The organism is Rhizobium laguerreae, assembly GCF_019778565.1.
Taxonomy (GTDB): Bacteria; Pseudomonadota; Alphaproteobacteria; order Rhizobiales; family Rhizobiaceae; genus Rhizobium; species Rhizobium laguerreae.
Window position 1 is genome coordinate 179,675 of sequence record NZ_JAAXQT010000004.1, and the last position, 15,609, is coordinate 195,283.

Below are 15,609 nucleotides of genomic sequence, written 5' to 3' on the forward strand. Positions count from 1 at the left end.
CATCTTCGGATGAGCCAGTACTGGTCGCCAATCGTCAGCAAGCTTCGGCCCTATGTCGCGGGCGAGCAGCCCCGTACCGCGAACATGGTCAAGCTCAATACCAACGAAAATCCTTACGGGCCGTCTCCTAGGGCGATCGAGGCAATCCGGGAGGCGGCGGACGATCGTCTACGGCTCTATCCCGATCCCACTGCCACGGAATTGCGCGAGACGATCGCGGTTCGTTTCGGCCTGACGGCGGAGGAAGTATTCGTCGGCAATGGCTCCGACGAGGTTCTTGCGCATGCGTTCCAGGCGCTGCTGAAACATGAGCGGCCGCTTCTCTATCCCGATGTGACCTACGCCTTCTATTCGACCTATAGCCTGCTATACGGCGTCGAAGCGATCGAAGTGCCTGTTGACGATGGGTTCCGGATCCGCCTGGCCGATTACGACAGGCCCTGTGGCGCGATCATCATCCCCAATCCGAATGCGCCGACCGGCATCGGCCTGCCGCTCACCGGCATCGAGGCACTTCTTACCGCCCATCCGGATGCGGTCGTCGTCATAGACGAGGCCTATATCGATTTCGGCGGCGAGAGCGCCATCCCGCTGATATCCATGCATTCCAACCTGCTGGTGATCCAGACCCTGTCGAAGTCCCGTTCGCTTGCCGGTCTGCGCATCGGCTTCGCGCTGGGGCAGCGGCCGCTGATCGAGGCGCTGGAGCGGGTCAAGGACAGCTTCAATTCCTATCCACTTGATCGTCTGGCGCAGCTTGCCGCGACGGCGGCGATCAAGGACGAGGCGTGGTTCGAGACAGGCCGGAGGAACATCATCGCCAGCCGCGAAAGCCTTGTTAGGGAACTCGAAGCGCTGGATCTTGAGGTTCTGCCGTCCCAGGCGAATTTCGTTTTCGCAAGGCACCAAAGCCGTTCGGGCGCAGCATTTCAAGCCGCTCTGCGGGAGCGCGGCATTCTCGTCCGGCATTTTGCCAAGCCGCGTATTTCGGACTTCCTGCGGATCAGCATCGGCACGGATGAGGAGTGTGCCCGTCTGGTATCCGCTCTCAAGGAGATACTGGCGGCCTGACCTGCCGCTTCAGCTCTTCCGGTCGGCGATGAAATGCGCTGCAGCAATGAGGGTCGAGGCACGGGCGCCGTAAGGGGCAAGCAGCGCCTCGGCATCGCGGACGTGCTCACGGAGCTGGGTCTCGGCCCATTCCATGCCGCGCAGGGCGACGAGTGTTCCCTTGCCGCGAGCCGCATCCTTGCCGGTCGCCTTGCCCATGGTCGCTGCATCCGAAGTCTGGTCGAGAATGTCGTCGGCAAGCTGGAAAGCAAGACCGATCTTTTCGCCGAAGGCGCGCAGGCGGCGGCGATCGTCCGGCGGGCTTGCCGAGATGACGGCGCCGGCTTCGCAGGCGAAGCGGATCAGCGCGCCTGTTTTCATCGCTTGCAGGCGGATGATGCCGACCTCGTCGGGCGCCTGCTTTTCCGCCGCGAGATCAAGCGCCTGGCCGCCGGCCATGCCGCCGAGACCGGCTGCGCGGGCAAGGGCCAGCACCAGCGACGCCTTGCTCGTATCGGCAAGGGCCGTTTCCGGCGCGGCGATGATGTCGAAGGCATAGGTCAGCAGGCTGTCGCCGGCGAGGATCGCCGTCGCTTCGTCGAACTTGATGTGTACTGTCGGCTTGCCCCGGCGTAGGTCGTCATCGTCCATGGCCGGCAGGTCGTCATGCACGAGGGAATAGCAGTGGACGCATTCGAGGGCTGCGCCAACACGAAGGGCCGCCTCGGCGTCGCCGCCGAGAAGGGCGGCACTTTCGACGACCAGAAACGGGCGCAGCCGCTTGCCGCCGTTCAGCACGGCATAGTGCATGGCATCGCGCAGCGTCTCGGGCCTGGCGATTTCATCGGAAAGGGCACTCGGCGACAGCAATGCGTCGAGCAGCGCCTCGATGTCGCGGGCGTTGTTCTTCAGCCTCGTCTCGAAAGTGTCCGGGTTCGCGTCCATGGGCGCTGTTTGGCATGAGCGCCCCCGGGCTTGCAACGGAATTGTCGATGGCGACAGCAAGATTCGCCGCGCACTCTGGCATAAGCTCCACACAGGCGTTATGAGAACCACAGGAGCGAAATCGGACTGGGGACATTGGATATAGCGCCGGAGAGAGAGGACAGCGTCGACATGCCGGCTCGTCGGCGATGGTTCGAAGACAGGCGTATGTTGAAACGCATTGTTCTTGCCGTGCTGATCGTGCTGATCCTTCCCTATGCGCTGATCTTTTTCTATCTGCTGCCCTTCATTCACCCCGTCTCGACACTGATGCTGCGCGATCTCGTGCTGCTGCGTGGTTACGACAGGCAATGGGTGTCGCTTGATAAGATCGCCCCGGTCGTGGTGCAGTCGGTGATGATGTCGGAGGACGGGCAATATTGCTTTCACGGCGGCGTCGACTGGGCGGAAATGCGCATGCTGGTCGAGGATACGCTGAAAGGTCAGGCGACGCGCGGCGGCAGCACGATCCCGATGCAGACGGCGAAAAACCTCTTCCTCTGGAACAGCCGCTCCTTCGTGCGCAAGGCGCTGGAACTTCCGCTCGCGGTTGCCACGGATTTCGTCCTGTCGAAACGGCGGCTGATGGAAATCTATCTCAATATCGCCGAATGGGGTCCCGGCATCTACGGCATCGAGGCGGCGGCCCAGCATCATTTCAAGGTGCCGGCCTCGAAGCTGACGCGGCGCCAGGCATCGCTGCTTGCCGTCTCGCTGCCGAACCCGATCGACCGCAATGCCGGCAAGCCCGGACGAGGCCTTCGCCGGCTCGCCGGCTTGATCGAGAGACGTGCGCAAGGTGCGGGCGATTACATCAAGTGCATCTACGATTGAGACCAGAACTTGTCATTGGAGCATGATGATGCCCGAAAACCGTTCACAGTTTTCGGCATCATGAGAAGCGGCAAGCGTCATCGAGGCGCCCTGTTTTCGAGCTTGCCCCGCCGGTATTCTGCGTGCTCAAGGACATGAACCATCTTCACGAATTGCTGATCTTCGATTTCGAAGCCTGAACGGGAGAGGCCCATGGACAGACCGACGCTCTACATCGCCAACAAGAATTTTTCCTCCTGGTCGTTCCGGCCGTGGATGGCGCTGACGGGCGCCGGTGTCGATTTCGAGGAAGTCCTCATCCCCTTCGACTATGCGGGTGGCAATCCCAACATCAAGGCCATCTCACCCACCGGGCGTGTGCCGTTGCTGCAGCACGGCGCATTGAAGATCTGGGAATCGCTGGCGATCATCGAATATGTCGCCGAGCTTTATCCGGACGCCGGCCTTCTGCCGAGGGATCGCGCCGAGCGGGCGCTCGCCCGTTCGGTTTCGATGGAAATGCTGTCGAGCTTCCGGGCGCTGCGCAGTGCCTGCCCGATGAATATTCGCCGGCCGAAGGGCAGGATCGCGTTGCCGGATGGTGTCGACGCCGATATCAGCCGCATCGAGACGATCTGGCGCGACCTCCTGCAGCAATCCGGCGGACCGTTTCTGTTTGGCGCGTTCAGCGGGGCGGATGCGATGTTTGCGCCTGTCGTCAACCGGTTCGACATTTATGACCTCGTCAGCCGAAACGATACGCTGGCCTATATGGTGACCATGAAGGCGCATCCGGCCTGGCGGAAATGGGAAGAGGCGGCCCGCGCCGAGCCTTGGATCGTGCCGGAAGACGAAGTCTGAGCCTGGAATCATCGGCTTTGCAAAAAATACGCATGGGGACTGGTCAAGGTCACCCCTTGCATGTATAAGCGCGCCAAATTCCGAAATCGCGACATGTCCGTTTCGGCCGCCGGTGTGGCCGTGGGAATGTTTTGCCCGCAAGTGGAGTAAGAGAAATGGCTGTACCGAAGAGAAAAACAAGCCCGTCCAAGCGCGGTATGCGCCGTTCGGCAGACGCCCTGAAGGCTCCGACCTATGTCGAAGACAAGAACTCCGGCGAACTGCGCCGCCCGCATCATATCGACCTGAAGACCGGTATGTATCGCGGCCGCCAGGTTCTGACGCCGAAGGAAAGCGCATAATTTCCCGATCCGGCTTGTCCGATCGAAGTTTCAAGGCCGGCGTCATGCCGGCCTTTTGCATTTCGACAATATAATATTTGCAATGACTTGCGGTGGGGCAAGGGTTTGCGGCAGTATTCTTCCATGATGCGCTGGGAGATTGCCGATGATAACCGCCATGCCCCTAATGATTATCCCGTTTATTCTTTACAATCTTGCGATGCTGGGCCTGATGGGCGATGGCGGCATTCCGGCACTGCAACATGATATCATCGTGCTGTCGATGATCTCGGGCGCGATCTGGAGCATGGCGCTCGGCGATCTTTTCATCGTCATCGCACTTGTCGTGCTGTTCTTCGAAATCCTCAAAGCCACCAGAACCGGTCCCGGCAATCTCGTCAACCACATGCTGTCGATGCTGGTGTTCATCGCCTTCCTAGTCGAGTTTCTGCTCGTCCGGGATGCTGCGACGCAGGTCTTCTTCATTTTGATGACGATCGCTCTGATCGATGTCATCGGCGGTTTTGCCGTGTCGATCCGGAGCGCCGGGCGGGATGTCTCGATCGGATTATAGGTTGTCGAGCTTGTTCTGAAGGGCGCGGAGCTGTTCCTTCAGCTCGTCGATATCCTTGGCCTCGGCCTTGCGGCTTTCCTTGGCGGGCGGCGTCATGAAGGGCGAGAACATCTGCATCGCCTGCTGAAACAGCTCGGTGTTGCGGCGAACATGGTCCTCGACCATCTGCATCGGCAACTGCAGGTTCTTGCCGAGCGGCGTTTCGCCGAAGGCGCGGTTCACCTGCTCGCGCATCTGAGCCTGCTGTTCGGTAAAGGAGCGCATCGAATGTTCGAGAAAGCTCGGCACGACCATCTGCATCTGGTCGCCGTAATAGGTGATGAGCTGGCGCAGGAAGGAGATCGGGAGCAACGTGTTGCCGGTCTTCGATTCCTGTTCGAAGATGATCTGGGTCAGCACCGAATGGGTGATGTCATCTCCGCTTTTTGCATCCTGGACGGTAAATTCTTCGCCCTTCTTCACCATCTCCGCCAGGTCTTCCAGCGTCACGTAGGTGCTGGTGCCCGTGTTGTATAGGCGTCGATTGGCGTATTTCTTGATAACGATCTGACCCTCATGCTTCGCCATATCAGTCTCCTGAACCCCCGTCTGATTTATGGATATTCCTCCATTTGAGACTGTAAACGCAAAAGAAGCCCGGTGACAATCTCTTTGTGCGATGCGGCAAACCTTTCACGGAGCAGATGAATCGGGCTCCGGCGGGCTGCTGCCGAAAAATGGCCGCAGCCGGTCTTCGCGTTTGACTTGTGCTCCAAGCTTTGCCAGTTTCCACCTATGTAAGTGAGACGAAAACGAGGAGCGTCCCCATGAGCAATCCATCCATCGTCATCGCCAGCGCAGGGCGAACAGCAGTCGGCGCCTTCAACGGCGCTTTCGCGACGGTTCTCGCGCATGAGCTCGGGGCGGCCGTCATCAAGGGCGCGCTCGAGCGCGCCGGCGTCGATGCCGGCGAGGTGGATGAGGTGATCCTCGGCCAGGTGCTTGCCGCCGGCGAGGGCCAGAACCCGGCTCGGCAGGCGGCGATGAAGGCCGGCATTCCGCAGGAAGCGACGGCTTGGGGCGTCAACCAGCTCTGCGGCTCGGGCCTGCGCGCCGTTGCGCTCGGCATGCAGCAGATCGCCACCGGCGATGCCAAGATCATCGTTGCCGGCGGCCAGGAATCCATGTCGATGGCCCCGCATGCCGCGCACTTACGCGGCGGCGTCAAGATGGGCGACATGAAGATGATCGACACGATGATCAAGGACGGCTTGACCGACGCCTTCCATGGCTACCACATGGGCATCACCGCCGAGAATATTGCGCGCCAGTGGCAGCTTTCGCGCGACGACCAGGATCAGTTCGCGGTCAGCTCTCAGAACAAGGCGGAGGCGGCGCAGAAGGCCGGCCGCTTTACCGACGAGATCATCCCCTACGTCATCAAGACACGTAAGGGCGACGTTACGGTCGATACCGACGAATATATCCGTCACGGCGCGACGATAGAGGCGATGGGGAAGCTGCGCCCGGCCTTCGACAAGGACGGCACGGTCACGGCTGCGAACGCGTCCGGCCTCAACGACGGTGCCGCGGCAGCCGTGCTGATGAGCGAAGCCGAGGCAGTCCGGCGCGGCATCCAGCCGCTCGCCCGCATCGTTTCCTGGGCAACGGCGGGTGTCGATCCGCAGATCATGGGCACCGGACCGATCCCGGCTTCGCGCAAGGCGCTCGAGAAGGCCGGCTGGTCGGTCAACGATCTCGATCTCGTCGAAGCCAACGAGGCCTTCGCGGCGCAAGCCTGCGCCGTCACCAAGGATCTCGGGTGGGATCCGTCGATCGTCAACGTCAATGGCGGAGCGATCGCGATCGGCCATCCGATCGGCGCCTCCGGTGCGCGCGTTCTCAACACGCTGCTGTTCGAAATGAAGCGCCGCGGCGCGAAGAAGGGTCTCGCCACGCTTTGCATCGGGGGTGGCATGGGTGTGGCCATGTGCTTTGAAGCACTTTAAATAGCATACGATCCAGGATTGATTGAAGATCCCGCCACGCGGCGAGGCGAAAAACAAAAGGGGAGCGGAACATGAGCAGAGTGGCTTTGGTCACCGGGGGTACACGCGGCATCGGCGCGGCAATATCCATGGCACTGAAAAATGCCGGATACAGGGTCGCCGCCAGCTATGCCGGCAACGACGAGAAGGCCAAAGCCTTCCACGACGTTACCGGCGTTCCGGTGTTCAAATGGGATGTTTCGGATTACCTCGCCTGCGGCGAAGGAATTGCCAGGGTCGAAAGCGAGATCGGCCCGGTCGAAATCCTCGTCAACAATGCCGGCATCACCCGCGACGCGATGTTCCACAAGATGACACAGCAGCAGTGGCACGAGGTGATCAATACCAACCTCACGGGCCTGTTCAACATGACGCATCAGGTCTGGACCAGCATGCGTGACCGCAGCTTCGGCCGTATCGTCAATATCTCGTCGATCAACGGGCAGAAGGGCCAGATGGGCCAGGTGAACTATTCGGCGGCCAAGGCGGGCGATCTCGGCTTCACCAAGGCGCTGGCCCAGGAAGGGGCAAACAAGAACATCACCGTCAACGCCATTTGCCCCGGTTACATCGGAACGGAAATGGTACTTGCCGTGCCGGAGAAGGTGCTGAACGAACGCATCATTCCGCAGATCCCCGTCGGTCGTCTCGGCGAACCGGAAGAGATCGCGCGTTGCGTCACCTTCCTCGTCTCCGACGATGCCGGCTTCATCACCGGTTCGACGCTGACGGCCAATGGCGGACAGTTCTTCGCCTAGGCATTTCTGTCTTCGAGTCGACAGTAGAGATCAGAGTCAAAGCAATTGGCGCGTCCGGCCGGACGCGCCAATTGCTGTTTATGGACGTCGCTGTGGCCGAGCTCTCGCCGGCACTTTGCGCAGCGAGCGATTTTCCCCGCTAAGGGCTGATATCGCGGTCGTCAGGAAAGCCGATGTAATCAGAACAGCGACGAGAGAATTAAGCAAAATCTGGGTCATGGAGGCGTTCCTTTCAGCTGCGCCGGGCGGCTTTGCCTGTCCGTTGCGCTCGTGAAGGAAATATGTGTCTGGCAGTTGGGCGGCGGTAGATTTGACTTTCGCAACCGATTGTCAACGTCACGTTGACGGATGCAGCAGGCCAAAAGAAAAACGGGCGCCAAGGCGCCCGTCGGGAGTCCGATATGCTTGCCGATCAGTAGCGGCAACGGGCCTCGTAGCGGCGGCCGTAGCGGTCGCGATAGACGCAGTAGCCGCGGCGTTCAACCGACTGGCCGATCAGAGCACCGGTCAAACCGCCGGCAACGGCGCCGACGGCGGCACCACCCCAGCTGTTGGTGACGGCACCGCCGATGACCGCACCGGTACCGGCGCCAATCGCCGTACCTTGCTCGGTCGCTGTGCAGGATGCCAAGGCGCCGACGAGGGCACCAATAAGAACAATCTTCTTCATCATGTCGTAACTCCCCAGGTTAGTTGGGCTTTAGATGCGGCCCATTAGTACAAGGATAATGATAATCACGAGAACTAGCCCCAAACCGCCGGAAGGTCCATAGCCCCAGCCACGGCTGTAACCCCAATTCGGCAAGGCTCCGATCAAGAGCAGAATGAGGATAATAAGAAGTATCGTGCCAAGCATGGTGTGTTTCCTTCATTTCATCCGCAATTTGGATGGACGAGAAACACGCATTGGCGATTTTTGTTCCCGGTTGAGCTCTGAAATGTGACGAAGCCCGATTCACGGTTTAATTTCCGTCTTCTCGTAAAAATGCCGCTATGGTTAAAAAGACATTTAAATACAATATGTTGCGGTGAACAAAGCGGGAAAATCGCGATGTCGCCGATTCGTCAGCGATTCGTTCCGTTTTTGATCGGCGAGCCGAGATTGGCCGCCCTGACTTAACGCTATCTGAATCCGGCGCTTGAAAGATTAATACTGATACGACGAGGCGGAGCGAGGCGATCTGCCGCCAATGTGCATCTAGGGCCTGGACCTGATAGCGCTACCAGATGTGGCCGTGAACGAAAGGCGAAAATGGCGGCGTCAGCGATTCGTCTCCGATTCGTTCCGGCTTTGGTCGAGAGGTTAATTTTGGCCGGATTTTCGCCTGTTCGAGATCGGGCGAAGATCGTCACTCACGACGACGAAGATAGGGACAGGAGAGAGTCTTGCGATTCAGCATGTAGTGGGAAAAAGTGATTCAAAATCAATACTTAGCCGTGAACAAAAGCTGAATCAGCGGGAGTCGTCGATTCGTCGCTGATTCGTTCTCACGCTGTTCCGAATCGGAAATACGCGCGTTTCGGACGACTCGCAAAGGTCGTAATCCCCGAGGCATTTTGAAATCTGCCCTTGCGTTTGCGGCGGCAGCTGTCCATGTGTTGTCCAGCTTCCATCGGGAGCCAAGATTTTCCTGGGGCCACCCCGCCTCATTTGCATGGACCCATGACTCTGACTTCGCAGCCGATGATTCTGAGTGGGCGCGGTGTGACCGCGGTGCTCGGGCCGACCAATACCGGCAAGACCCATTATGCCATCGAGCGCATGGTCGCGCACGGGACGGGCGTGATCGGCCTGCCGCTCCGGCTGCTGGCGCGCGAGGTCTATACGCGGGTGGTCGAGAAGGTTGGCGCGCAGAATGTGGCGCTGGTGACCGGCGAGGAAAAGATTTCGCCGCCCAATGCCCGTTTTTCCGTCTGCACGGTCGAGGCGATGCCGCGCGAGACCAAGGCCGCCTTCGTCGCGATCGACGAGGTGCAGCTCGCCGGCGATCTCGAGCGCGGCCATATCTTCACCGACCGCATCCTGCATCTGCGCGGCCGCGAGGAAACGCTGCTGCTCGGCGCGGCGACGATGCGGCCGATCCTGCAGCAGCTCCTGCCCGGCATCACTATCGTCGAGCGGCCGCGGCTTTCGCATCTTTTCTATGCCGGGCAGAAGAAGATCACCCGGCTGCCGCAGCGCTCGGCCATCGTCGCCTTCTCCGCCGACGAGGTCTATGCCATCGCCGAGCTCATCCGCCGGCAGCGCGGTGGCGCGGCGGTGGTGCTCGGTGCGCTCAGCCCGCGCACCCGTAATGCGCAGGTTGCGCTCTATCAGGCGGGCGACGTCGAATATCTGGTGGCGACCGATGCGATCGGCATGGGCCTCAACCTCGATGTCGATCACGTCGCCTTTGCCCAGGACCGGAAATTCGACGGTTACCAGTTCCGCAATCTCAATCCGGGTGAACTCGGCCAGGTCGCCGGGCGCGCCGGGCGGCACGTGCGGGACGGGACCTTCGGCGTCACCGGGCAAGTCGCGCCCTTCGACGACGAGCTGGTGCAGCGCATCGAGGGGCATGAATTCGACAACGTCAAGGTTTTGCAGTGGCGGACGACGGAGATGGACTTCTCCTCTATCGCGTCGCTGCGCGCCAGCCTCGAGGCGGGTCCGCGCGTGCCGGGGCTGACGCGGGCGCTGCCTGCGGTCGACCAGCAGGCGCTGGAACAGCTATCGCGTTATCCCGAGGTCATCGATCTCGCCGACAGGCCGGCGCGCGTCGAAAAACTCTGGGAGGCTTGCGCGCTTCCCGACTATCGGCGTATCACCCCAGCACAACATGCCGATCTTATCTCGACCCTCTTTTCCGATCTCGTCCGCTATGGCACGGTGAACGAGCAGTTTCTTGCGGAGCAGGTTCATCGCTCCGATCGAACAGATGGCGAAATTGACACGCTTTCGGCGCGAATCGCGCAGATAAGAACCTGGACCTACGTTTCGAATCGGCCCGGTTGGCTTGCCGATCCGACACACTGGCAGGAAAAGACGCGGGAAATCGAAGATCGATTGTCCGACGCGTTACATGAAAGGTTGACGAAACGCTTTGTTGATCGCAGGACATCTGTGCTCATGAAGCGCCTGAGAGAGAATGCGATGCTGGAAGCTGAAATCAGTGTGAATGGCGATGTCTTCGTTGAAGGACATCATGTAGGGCAGTTGAGCGGATTCCGTTTCACGCCGGTGGCGGGAACGGACGGACCGGATGCCAAGGCGGTTCAGGCTGCGTCGCAGAAGGCGCTCGGGCTCGAGTTCGAAGCCCGCGCGGCCCGGATGCATGCCGCCGGCAACAGCGATCTGGTGATCGGTTCGGATGGGTTGATCCGTTGGCTGGGCGACCCGGTAGCGCGGCTTTCGGGCAGCGATCACATCATGCGTCCGCGCGTGATTCTGCTGGCCGACGAGCAACTGACGGGCAATGCCCGCGATCACGTTGCCGCCCGCATCGAGCGCTTCGTCAATCATCATATCAGCACGGTGCTGAAGCCGCTCGATGATCTGTCGCGCGCCGAGGACCTGCAGGGTCTCGCCAAGGGGCTTGCCTTCCAGCTCGTCGAGAATCTCGGGGTGCTCTTCCGCCGCGATGTGACCGAGGAGGTGAAGTCGCTGGATCAGGAGGCCCGCGCCTCCATGCGCCGCTATGGCGTGCGTTTCGGCGCCTATCATATCTTCGTACCCGCGCTTCTGAAGCCGGCGCCGGCCGAGCTCATCACGCTGCTCTGGGCGCTGAAGAACGACGGCCTCGACAAGCCGGGCTACGGCGATCTCATTCCGGTGCTCGCCGCCGGCCGCACCTCCGTCGTCACCGATCCGAGCTATGAGCGGATGTTCTACAAGCTCGCCGGCTTCCGTTTCCTCGGCAAGCGCGCCGTGCGCATCGACATCCTGGAACGGCTTGCCGATATCATCCGTCCGCTGCTGCAATGGAAGCCCGGTCAGAACAACCGTCCGGAGGGCGCCTATGATGGCCGCCGCTTCACGACGACGACGGCGATGCTGTCGATCCTCGGTGCGACGCTCGAGGACATGGAAGAAATCCTCAAGGGTCTCGGCTATCGCGCCGATGCCGTGAAGGCGGAAGAGGCATCAGTCCATCTTGCGGCGCAGGATGCGGCCTCCGTGCCTGCCGCCAGCGCGCAAACGCCTGCGGAAGAGACGGCCGAGAAGGCCGATCACGACGATGCCGATGGCGCCGCGGAAGAGACTGCTGCCGAGCCAGCCACAACCGAGGCGGCTTCGGCGGTCGCCGACGCGCCGGTGACGGAAGCCGTCGAAAGCACCGCTCCGGCCGAAGCGATCGAGGCAGCCGCTCCGGCGGAAGCCTCAGCCGCCGAAGAAACCTCCGCTCCTGCGGAAGCGGTATCGGCTTCCGAGGAAGCAGGACCTGCTCCTGGGGAAGCCGGCGAGCCGACGGAACCGAAGCCGGTTCTTCTGTGGCGTCTTGGCGGTCGCAACGACAATCAGCGCCAGGGGCGCGGCGGGCATGGCGAACGCCGTGGCGGCCAGGGCCAGGAGCGCGGTCAAAACCAGGAGCGCGGCGACCGCAATCGCCGGCCGGGCGGCGGTGAAGGCGGCGAGGGCAATCGCGGCGGCGACGGCCGCGACAACAATCGCCAGAACCGCGGCAAGGAAGGCGGCGGTCGCGATGGTGGCCGACCGCAGCAGGCAAGAGGCGACCGCAACAACCAACCACGGGGCGACCAGCCGCGTGGCGACCGGCAGGATCGTGGCGATCGCAAGGATCGCGGCGAGCGTAACGATCGCAACAACAATCGTGGCGGCTCGCAGCCGTTGCGCTTCGAGGCCAAGCCGCCGCGCAAGGAGAAGCCGATCGATCCGGATTCGCCTTTCGCCAAGCTCGCAGCTCTCAAGGAGCAGATGAAGAAGTAATCATGAGTGGGGAGACACAGCCGACAAGCGGTTCGCGCCAGCGCATCGACAAGTGGCTGTTCTTCGCGCGCATGGTGAAGTCGCGCTCGCTGGCGCAGAGCCATATCCAATCGGGCCATGTGCGCATCAATGGCGAGCGTTGCAGCCATCCGAGCCAGATGGTCAAGCCGGGCGACCGTATCGAGCTGACGATGGAGCGGCGCGATGTCGTTCTCGTCATGCGCCTTGCCGGCGAACGGCGGGGGCCTTACGAGGAGGCGCGGCTGCTCTACGACGACCAGTCCCCGCCGCCCGATGAGGCAAAACGTCTCACGCCCTACGAGCAGGCGATCCGGGCGACCGGCACCGGCCGTCCGACCAAAAAGGAAAGACGTGCAATCGACAGGCTGATGTCGGACGAGGATTAGAAAACTCTGTCTGCGGCGGCGGCTTTTGCAGATCGTTTATCCTTGAAATCCGGCGATAAAGCCGATAGGTCACTGACAACCTGCCGGAAGCGTGCTTGCCTCCCAAGCCTGCTCACGCTTTTCCTCCGGCACGGGGATAGGCGCGACGTTCCAGGTTGCCCGGCCCCATCCGCATGGAAATCCTGGAGTTCTTCATGACCTATGTCGTGACCGACAATTGCATCAAGTGCAAATATACCGATTGCGTGGAAGTCTGCCCTGTCGACTGCTTCTACGAGGGCGAGAATTTCCTCGTCATCCATCCCGACGAATGCATCGATTGCGGCGTCTGCGAGCCTGAATGTCCCGCCGAGGCGATCAAGCCCGATACCGAGCCGGGCCTCGACAAATGGCTGAAAATCAATACCGAATATGCCACGATCTGGCCGAATATCACGGTCAAGAAGGACCCGTTGCCCGAGGCCAAGGACATGGATGGCGAGACCGGAAAATTCGAAAAGTATTTTTCGGAGAAGCCCGGTTCCGGCGATTGAGACAGCGCCCACATCCGGTCCCGAATTCGGGCGACCGCGGCGCGAAACGTTTTAAAAGCTGCGTGAGGCATATGGGTGACATGTGTTGCCCGCATGACTCAAGCGAAGCAAATTATTGATTTCCTCATATTTTTATGATAGGTTTCGTCTACTGTTCCATTTGTGGCATAACGCATGCCCAAAACCATCACGAAAGCAAAACAAATCCGTACACGGTTTCCGTGACATATCAACGCTTTGAGCGCCGGGTCCCAAGATCGTGCGCAAGAAGTCTTTGCTTTTGCCCGATGGGACCAGAGTGAAGTCACCCGACGGATACTACCTTCTCACCCGGGCCTGACTGACCCGGCTCCGGCCGCCGCCGGAAGCGTAACAGGGAGTTTTTGAATAGAATGACGACTCAGCAGAAAAAGCCTTCTACAGCACGTCACGGCTTCAAGACCGGTGAATCAATTGTCTACCCCGCTCATGGCGTCGGTACCATCACCGCTATCGAAGAGCAAGAAGTTGCCGGCATGAAGCTCGAACTTTTCGTTATCGATTTCGAGAAGGACAAAATGCGTCTGAAGGTTCCGGTCGCGAAGGCCATGAGCATTGGTATGCGCAAGCTTTCGGAAACGGATTTCGTCGAGCGTGCTTTGAAGGTTGTGCAGGGCAAGGCGCGCGTCAAGCGCACCATGTGGTCCCGCCGCGCCCAGGAATATGATGCCAAGATCAATTCCGGCGACTTGATTTCCATCGCTGAAGTCGTGCGCGATCTCTATCGTGCCGAGAACCAGCCTGAACAGTCCTATTCCGAGCGTCAGCTTTATGAGGCTGCGCTCGACCGCATGGCGCGCGAAATCGCCGCCGTCAACAAGATGTCGGAAACCGAAGCCGTCCGCCTCGTCGAGACCAATCTCAACAAGGGTCCGAAGCGCGGCAAGGCGATCGAAGAAGACGATTCACAGGACGAAGCCGCATAAAGCGACCCTGTTTTTCTGTCAAAAAACCCGGCCTTCGAGCCGGGTTTTTTTATTGGAACTTTTTCCCGATTGCCGCGTTTATCACACGTAATTGCGGACTGCTCGTCGGGCAATGGCCTCACGGGCAAACTGCTATTCCGTCAATGTTCGATGAGGAGCGGATCATGCCTTTTCTATATTGCCCATCCGGCAAGGTGAAGAAACAGATCCTGCCCAGCCGTCTTACCGGCACATGATGAGAAATAGGGCCTCCCCCTGAAAAGTCCAGGGGCGAGGCTTTTATGCATTCAGAACCCTATTCGATCCGGACTGCGACGTTCCGGAAGGTGAGTTTTATTGTTCATTTCAGGGCGAGAGGCCTGTTTCGGGAGATTGAAATGAAGAACATGTCTGCAGATCGGCGCATGATCAAAATCGCGATGGCCGCGCCTTATCTCGCCCGCCAGGAAGAGCACGATCTCGCCACCCGTTGGAAGGATCATGACGACCGCGGTGCGCGCAACCAGATCGCCATGGCCCATATGCGCCTCGTCATATCCATGGCCGGCAAGTTCCGCAATTTCGGCTTGCCGATGAGCGATCTGGTGCAGGAGGGTTATGTCGGTCTGCTCGAGGCCGCCGCCCGCTTCGAGCCGGAACGCGACGTGCGCTTTTCCACCTATGCAAGCTGGTGGATCAGGGCGTCGATCCAGGATTATATCCTGCGCAACTGGTCGATCGTGCGCGGCGGCACGAGTTCGGCGCAAAAAGCGCTGTTCTTCAATCTGCGCCGTCTGCGCGCCAAGCTCGCCAAGGGCGACACGCAGCTGACGCTGCAATCCATTCACCAGGAAATCGCCGCGGCCCTCGGCGTCAGCCTCTCGGATGTGCAGACGATGGATGCCAGGCTCTCCGGCAATGACGCCTCGCTGCAGGCGCCTTCGGTCTCCGGCGATGCCGAGAGTGCGGAGAAGATGGACTTCCTCGTCAGCCACGATCCCCTGCCGGACGAGCAGGTGTCCAACATGATCGACGGCGAGCGCCGCCGAGTCTGGCTCGCCTCGGCGCTGAAACATCTCAACGAACGCGAGATGAAGATCATCAGCGCCCGGCGTCTGGCGGAAGACGGTGCCACGCTCGAAGAGCTCGGTGCCGATCTCGGTATTTCCAAGGAGCGCGTGCGTCAGATCGAAAGCCGGGCGATGGAGAAGCTTCGCAGCGCGCTCGTCAGCGCCGATCCACATATGGCCGCCTACGCCTGAAGCTAGAGCATTTCCGTTTTTCTTCGAATCCCGGAAATACCCTATCTCTTTGTTTTCACACAATTCCGGACGCAAAACCGCTATGCACTTTTGCTGGAATTGCTCTAAAGCGCGTCGCGCTTTCGGTTATTGTCGCAAAACCGCCGCAC

Annotated in this window: 16 protein-coding genes and 1 pseudogene; 13 read left to right on the forward strand and 4 right to left on the reverse strand. The window is 60.4% G+C overall.

The annotated features are described in order from the left end of the window. Positions 1-9: 9 nt before the first annotated feature. Positions 10-1,071: a histidinol-phosphate transaminase gene (gene hisC / locus HFO71_RS14860; RefSeq protein ID WP_077977939.1), complete on the forward strand. Its 1,062-nt coding sequence runs from the start codon at positions 10-12 to the stop codon at positions 1,069-1,071. 9 nt (positions 1,072-1,080) lie between these two features. On the opposite strand, the gene HFO71_RS14865 is transcribed toward hisC, so the two are convergent. Beyond that, positions 1,081-1,995 (reverse strand): polyprenyl synthetase family protein, encoded by a 915-nt coding sequence (locus tag HFO71_RS14865; protein ID WP_025396416.1) that lies wholly within the window; start codon positions 1,993-1,995, stop codon positions 1,081-1,083. 135 nt (positions 1,996-2,130) lie between these two features. Between HFO71_RS14865 and mtgA the strand changes: the two genes are divergently transcribed. The 5 genes and pseudogenes from mtgA to HFO71_RS14885 all read left to right on the forward strand — a co-directional run bounded on the left by mtgA (position 2,131) and on the right by HFO71_RS14885 (position 4,602). Beyond that, entirely contained in the window at positions 2,131-2,868 is a 738-nt protein-coding gene (gene mtgA, locus HFO71_RS14870) for a monofunctional biosynthetic peptidoglycan transglycosylase (RefSeq protein WP_025396415.1), read from the forward strand. 92 nt (positions 2,869-2,960) lie between these two features. Beyond that, a pseudogene (locus HFO71_RS35835) lies at positions 2,961-3,047 on the forward strand (DUF1868 domain-containing protein); the annotation flags it as partial. A 13-nt stretch (positions 3,048-3,060) separates the two neighbouring features. Next, the gene (locus tag HFO71_RS14875; protein WP_077977938.1) at positions 3,061-3,708 is read left to right on the forward strand and encodes a glutathione S-transferase family protein; all 648 of its coding nucleotides are present in this window, start codon (positions 3,061-3,063) and stop codon (positions 3,706-3,708) included. A gap of 155 nt (positions 3,709-3,863) precedes the next feature. Further along, entirely contained in the window at positions 3,864-4,049 is a 186-nt protein-coding gene (rpmF, locus tag HFO71_RS14880; RefSeq protein WP_003543812.1) for a 50S ribosomal protein L32, read from the forward strand. A 145-nt stretch (positions 4,050-4,194) separates the two neighbouring features. Beyond that, the gene (locus tag HFO71_RS14885; RefSeq protein ID WP_077977937.1) at positions 4,195-4,602 is read left to right on the forward strand and encodes a hypothetical protein; all 408 of its coding nucleotides are present in this window, start codon (positions 4,195-4,197) and stop codon (positions 4,600-4,602) included. Here the strand turns inward: HFO71_RS14885 and phaR are convergent. Continuing rightward, a complete protein-coding gene (gene phaR / locus HFO71_RS14890) occupies positions 4,597-5,169 on the reverse strand; it encodes a polyhydroxyalkanoate synthesis repressor PhaR (protein ID WP_017962532.1) in 573 nt (190 codons plus the stop codon). The genes HFO71_RS14885 and phaR overlap by 6 nt on opposite strands. A 239-nt stretch (positions 5,170-5,408) precedes the next feature. On the opposite strand from phaR, the gene HFO71_RS14895 reads away from it, so the two are divergent. After that, positions 5,409-6,590 carry an acetyl-CoA C-acetyltransferase gene (locus HFO71_RS14895; protein WP_025396413.1) on the forward strand — a complete coding sequence of 394 codons (1,182 nt, stop codon included), beginning with the start codon at positions 5,409-5,411 and terminating at the stop codon, positions 6,588-6,590. A 71-nt stretch (positions 6,591-6,661) separates the two neighbouring features. Beyond that, complete coding sequence (phbB, locus tag HFO71_RS14900; protein WP_025396412.1) at positions 6,662-7,387, forward strand: beta-ketoacyl-ACP reductase; 726 nt, start codon at positions 6,662-6,664, stop codon at positions 7,385-7,387. 412 nt (positions 7,388-7,799) lie between these two features. On the opposite strand, the gene HFO71_RS14905 is transcribed toward phbB, so the two are convergent. Together HFO71_RS14905 and HFO71_RS14910 are read right to left on the reverse strand one after the other, a co-directional pair. Then, entirely contained in the window at positions 7,800-8,060 is a 261-nt protein-coding gene (locus HFO71_RS14905) for a YMGG-like glycine zipper-containing protein (RefSeq protein ID WP_003543792.1), read from the reverse strand. A gap of 27 nt (positions 8,061-8,087) precedes the next feature. Continuing rightward, the gene (locus tag HFO71_RS14910; protein ID WP_017962528.1) at positions 8,088-8,243 is read right to left on the reverse strand and encodes a DUF3309 family protein; all 156 of its coding nucleotides are present in this window, start codon (positions 8,241-8,243) and stop codon (positions 8,088-8,090) included. A gap of 807 nt (positions 8,244-9,050) precedes the next feature. On the opposite strand from HFO71_RS14910, the gene HFO71_RS14915 reads away from it, so the two are divergent. From HFO71_RS14915 to HFO71_RS14935, 5 genes are all read left to right on the forward strand, one after another. Further along, positions 9,051-12,314: a helicase-related protein gene (locus tag HFO71_RS14915; RefSeq protein WP_077977935.1), complete on the forward strand. Its 3,264-nt coding sequence runs from the start codon at positions 9,051-9,053 to the stop codon at positions 12,312-12,314. Between the two features lie 2 nt (positions 12,315-12,316). Then, entirely contained in the window at positions 12,317-12,721 is a 405-nt protein-coding gene (locus HFO71_RS14920) for an RNA-binding S4 domain-containing protein (protein WP_017962526.1), read from the forward strand. A gap of 194 nt (positions 12,722-12,915) precedes the next feature. Then, entirely contained in the window at positions 12,916-13,254 is a 339-nt protein-coding gene (gene fdxA, locus HFO71_RS14925; RefSeq protein ID WP_003543777.1) for a ferredoxin FdxA, read from the forward strand. Positions 13,255-13,646: 392 nt separating this feature from the next. Next, complete coding sequence (locus HFO71_RS14930; RefSeq protein WP_003543775.1) at positions 13,647-14,219, forward strand: CarD family transcriptional regulator; 573 nt, start codon at positions 13,647-13,649, stop codon at positions 14,217-14,219. A 377-nt stretch (positions 14,220-14,596) separates the two neighbouring features. Further along, entirely contained in the window at positions 14,597-15,460 is an 864-nt protein-coding gene (locus HFO71_RS14935) for an RNA polymerase factor sigma-32 (RefSeq protein ID WP_131640860.1), read from the forward strand. The last annotated feature ends 149 nt before the right edge of the window (positions 15,461-15,609 follow it).

Excerpts from the sequence above, each read along its gene's own strand:
- hisC (WP_077977939.1), top strand. The coding sequence starts at position 10 with ATGAGCCAGTACTGGTCGCCAATCGTCAGCAAGCTTCGGCCCTATGTC.
- HFO71_RS14865 (WP_025396416.1), bottom strand. The coding sequence starts at position 1,995 with ATGGACGCGAACCCGGACACTTTCGAGACGAGGCTGAAGAACAACGCC.
- HFO71_RS14875 (WP_077977938.1), top strand. The coding sequence starts at position 3,061 with ATGGACAGACCGACGCTCTACATCGCCAACAAGAATTTTTCCTCCTGG.
- rpmF (WP_003543812.1), top strand. The coding sequence starts at position 3,864 with ATGGCTGTACCGAAGAGAAAAACAAGCCCGTCCAAGCGCGGTATGCGC.
- HFO71_RS14885 (WP_077977937.1), top strand. The coding sequence starts at position 4,195 with ATGATAACCGCCATGCCCCTAATGATTATCCCGTTTATTCTTTACAAT.
- phaR (WP_017962532.1), bottom strand. The coding sequence starts at position 5,169 with ATGGCGAAGCATGAGGGTCAGATCGTTATCAAGAAATACGCCAATCGA.
- HFO71_RS14895 (WP_025396413.1), top strand. The coding sequence starts at position 5,409 with ATGAGCAATCCATCCATCGTCATCGCCAGCGCAGGGCGAACAGCAGTC.
- phbB (WP_025396412.1), top strand. The coding sequence starts at position 6,662 with ATGAGCAGAGTGGCTTTGGTCACCGGGGGTACACGCGGCATCGGCGCG.
- HFO71_RS14905 (WP_003543792.1), bottom strand. The coding sequence starts at position 8,060 with ATGATGAAGAAGATTGTTCTTATTGGTGCCCTCGTCGGCGCCTTGGCA.
- HFO71_RS14910 (WP_017962528.1), bottom strand. The coding sequence starts at position 8,243 with ATGCTTGGCACGATACTTCTTATTATCCTCATTCTGCTCTTGATCGGA.
- HFO71_RS14915 (WP_077977935.1), top strand. The coding sequence starts at position 9,051 with ATGACTCTGACTTCGCAGCCGATGATTCTGAGTGGGCGCGGTGTGACC.
- HFO71_RS14920 (WP_017962526.1), top strand. The coding sequence starts at position 12,317 with ATGAGTGGGGAGACACAGCCGACAAGCGGTTCGCGCCAGCGCATCGAC.
- fdxA (WP_003543777.1), top strand. The coding sequence starts at position 12,916 with ATGACCTATGTCGTGACCGACAATTGCATCAAGTGCAAATATACCGAT.
- HFO71_RS14930 (WP_003543775.1), top strand. The coding sequence starts at position 13,647 with ATGACGACTCAGCAGAAAAAGCCTTCTACAGCACGTCACGGCTTCAAG.
- HFO71_RS14935 (WP_131640860.1), top strand. The coding sequence starts at position 14,597 with ATGAAGAACATGTCTGCAGATCGGCGCATGATCAAAATCGCGATGGCC.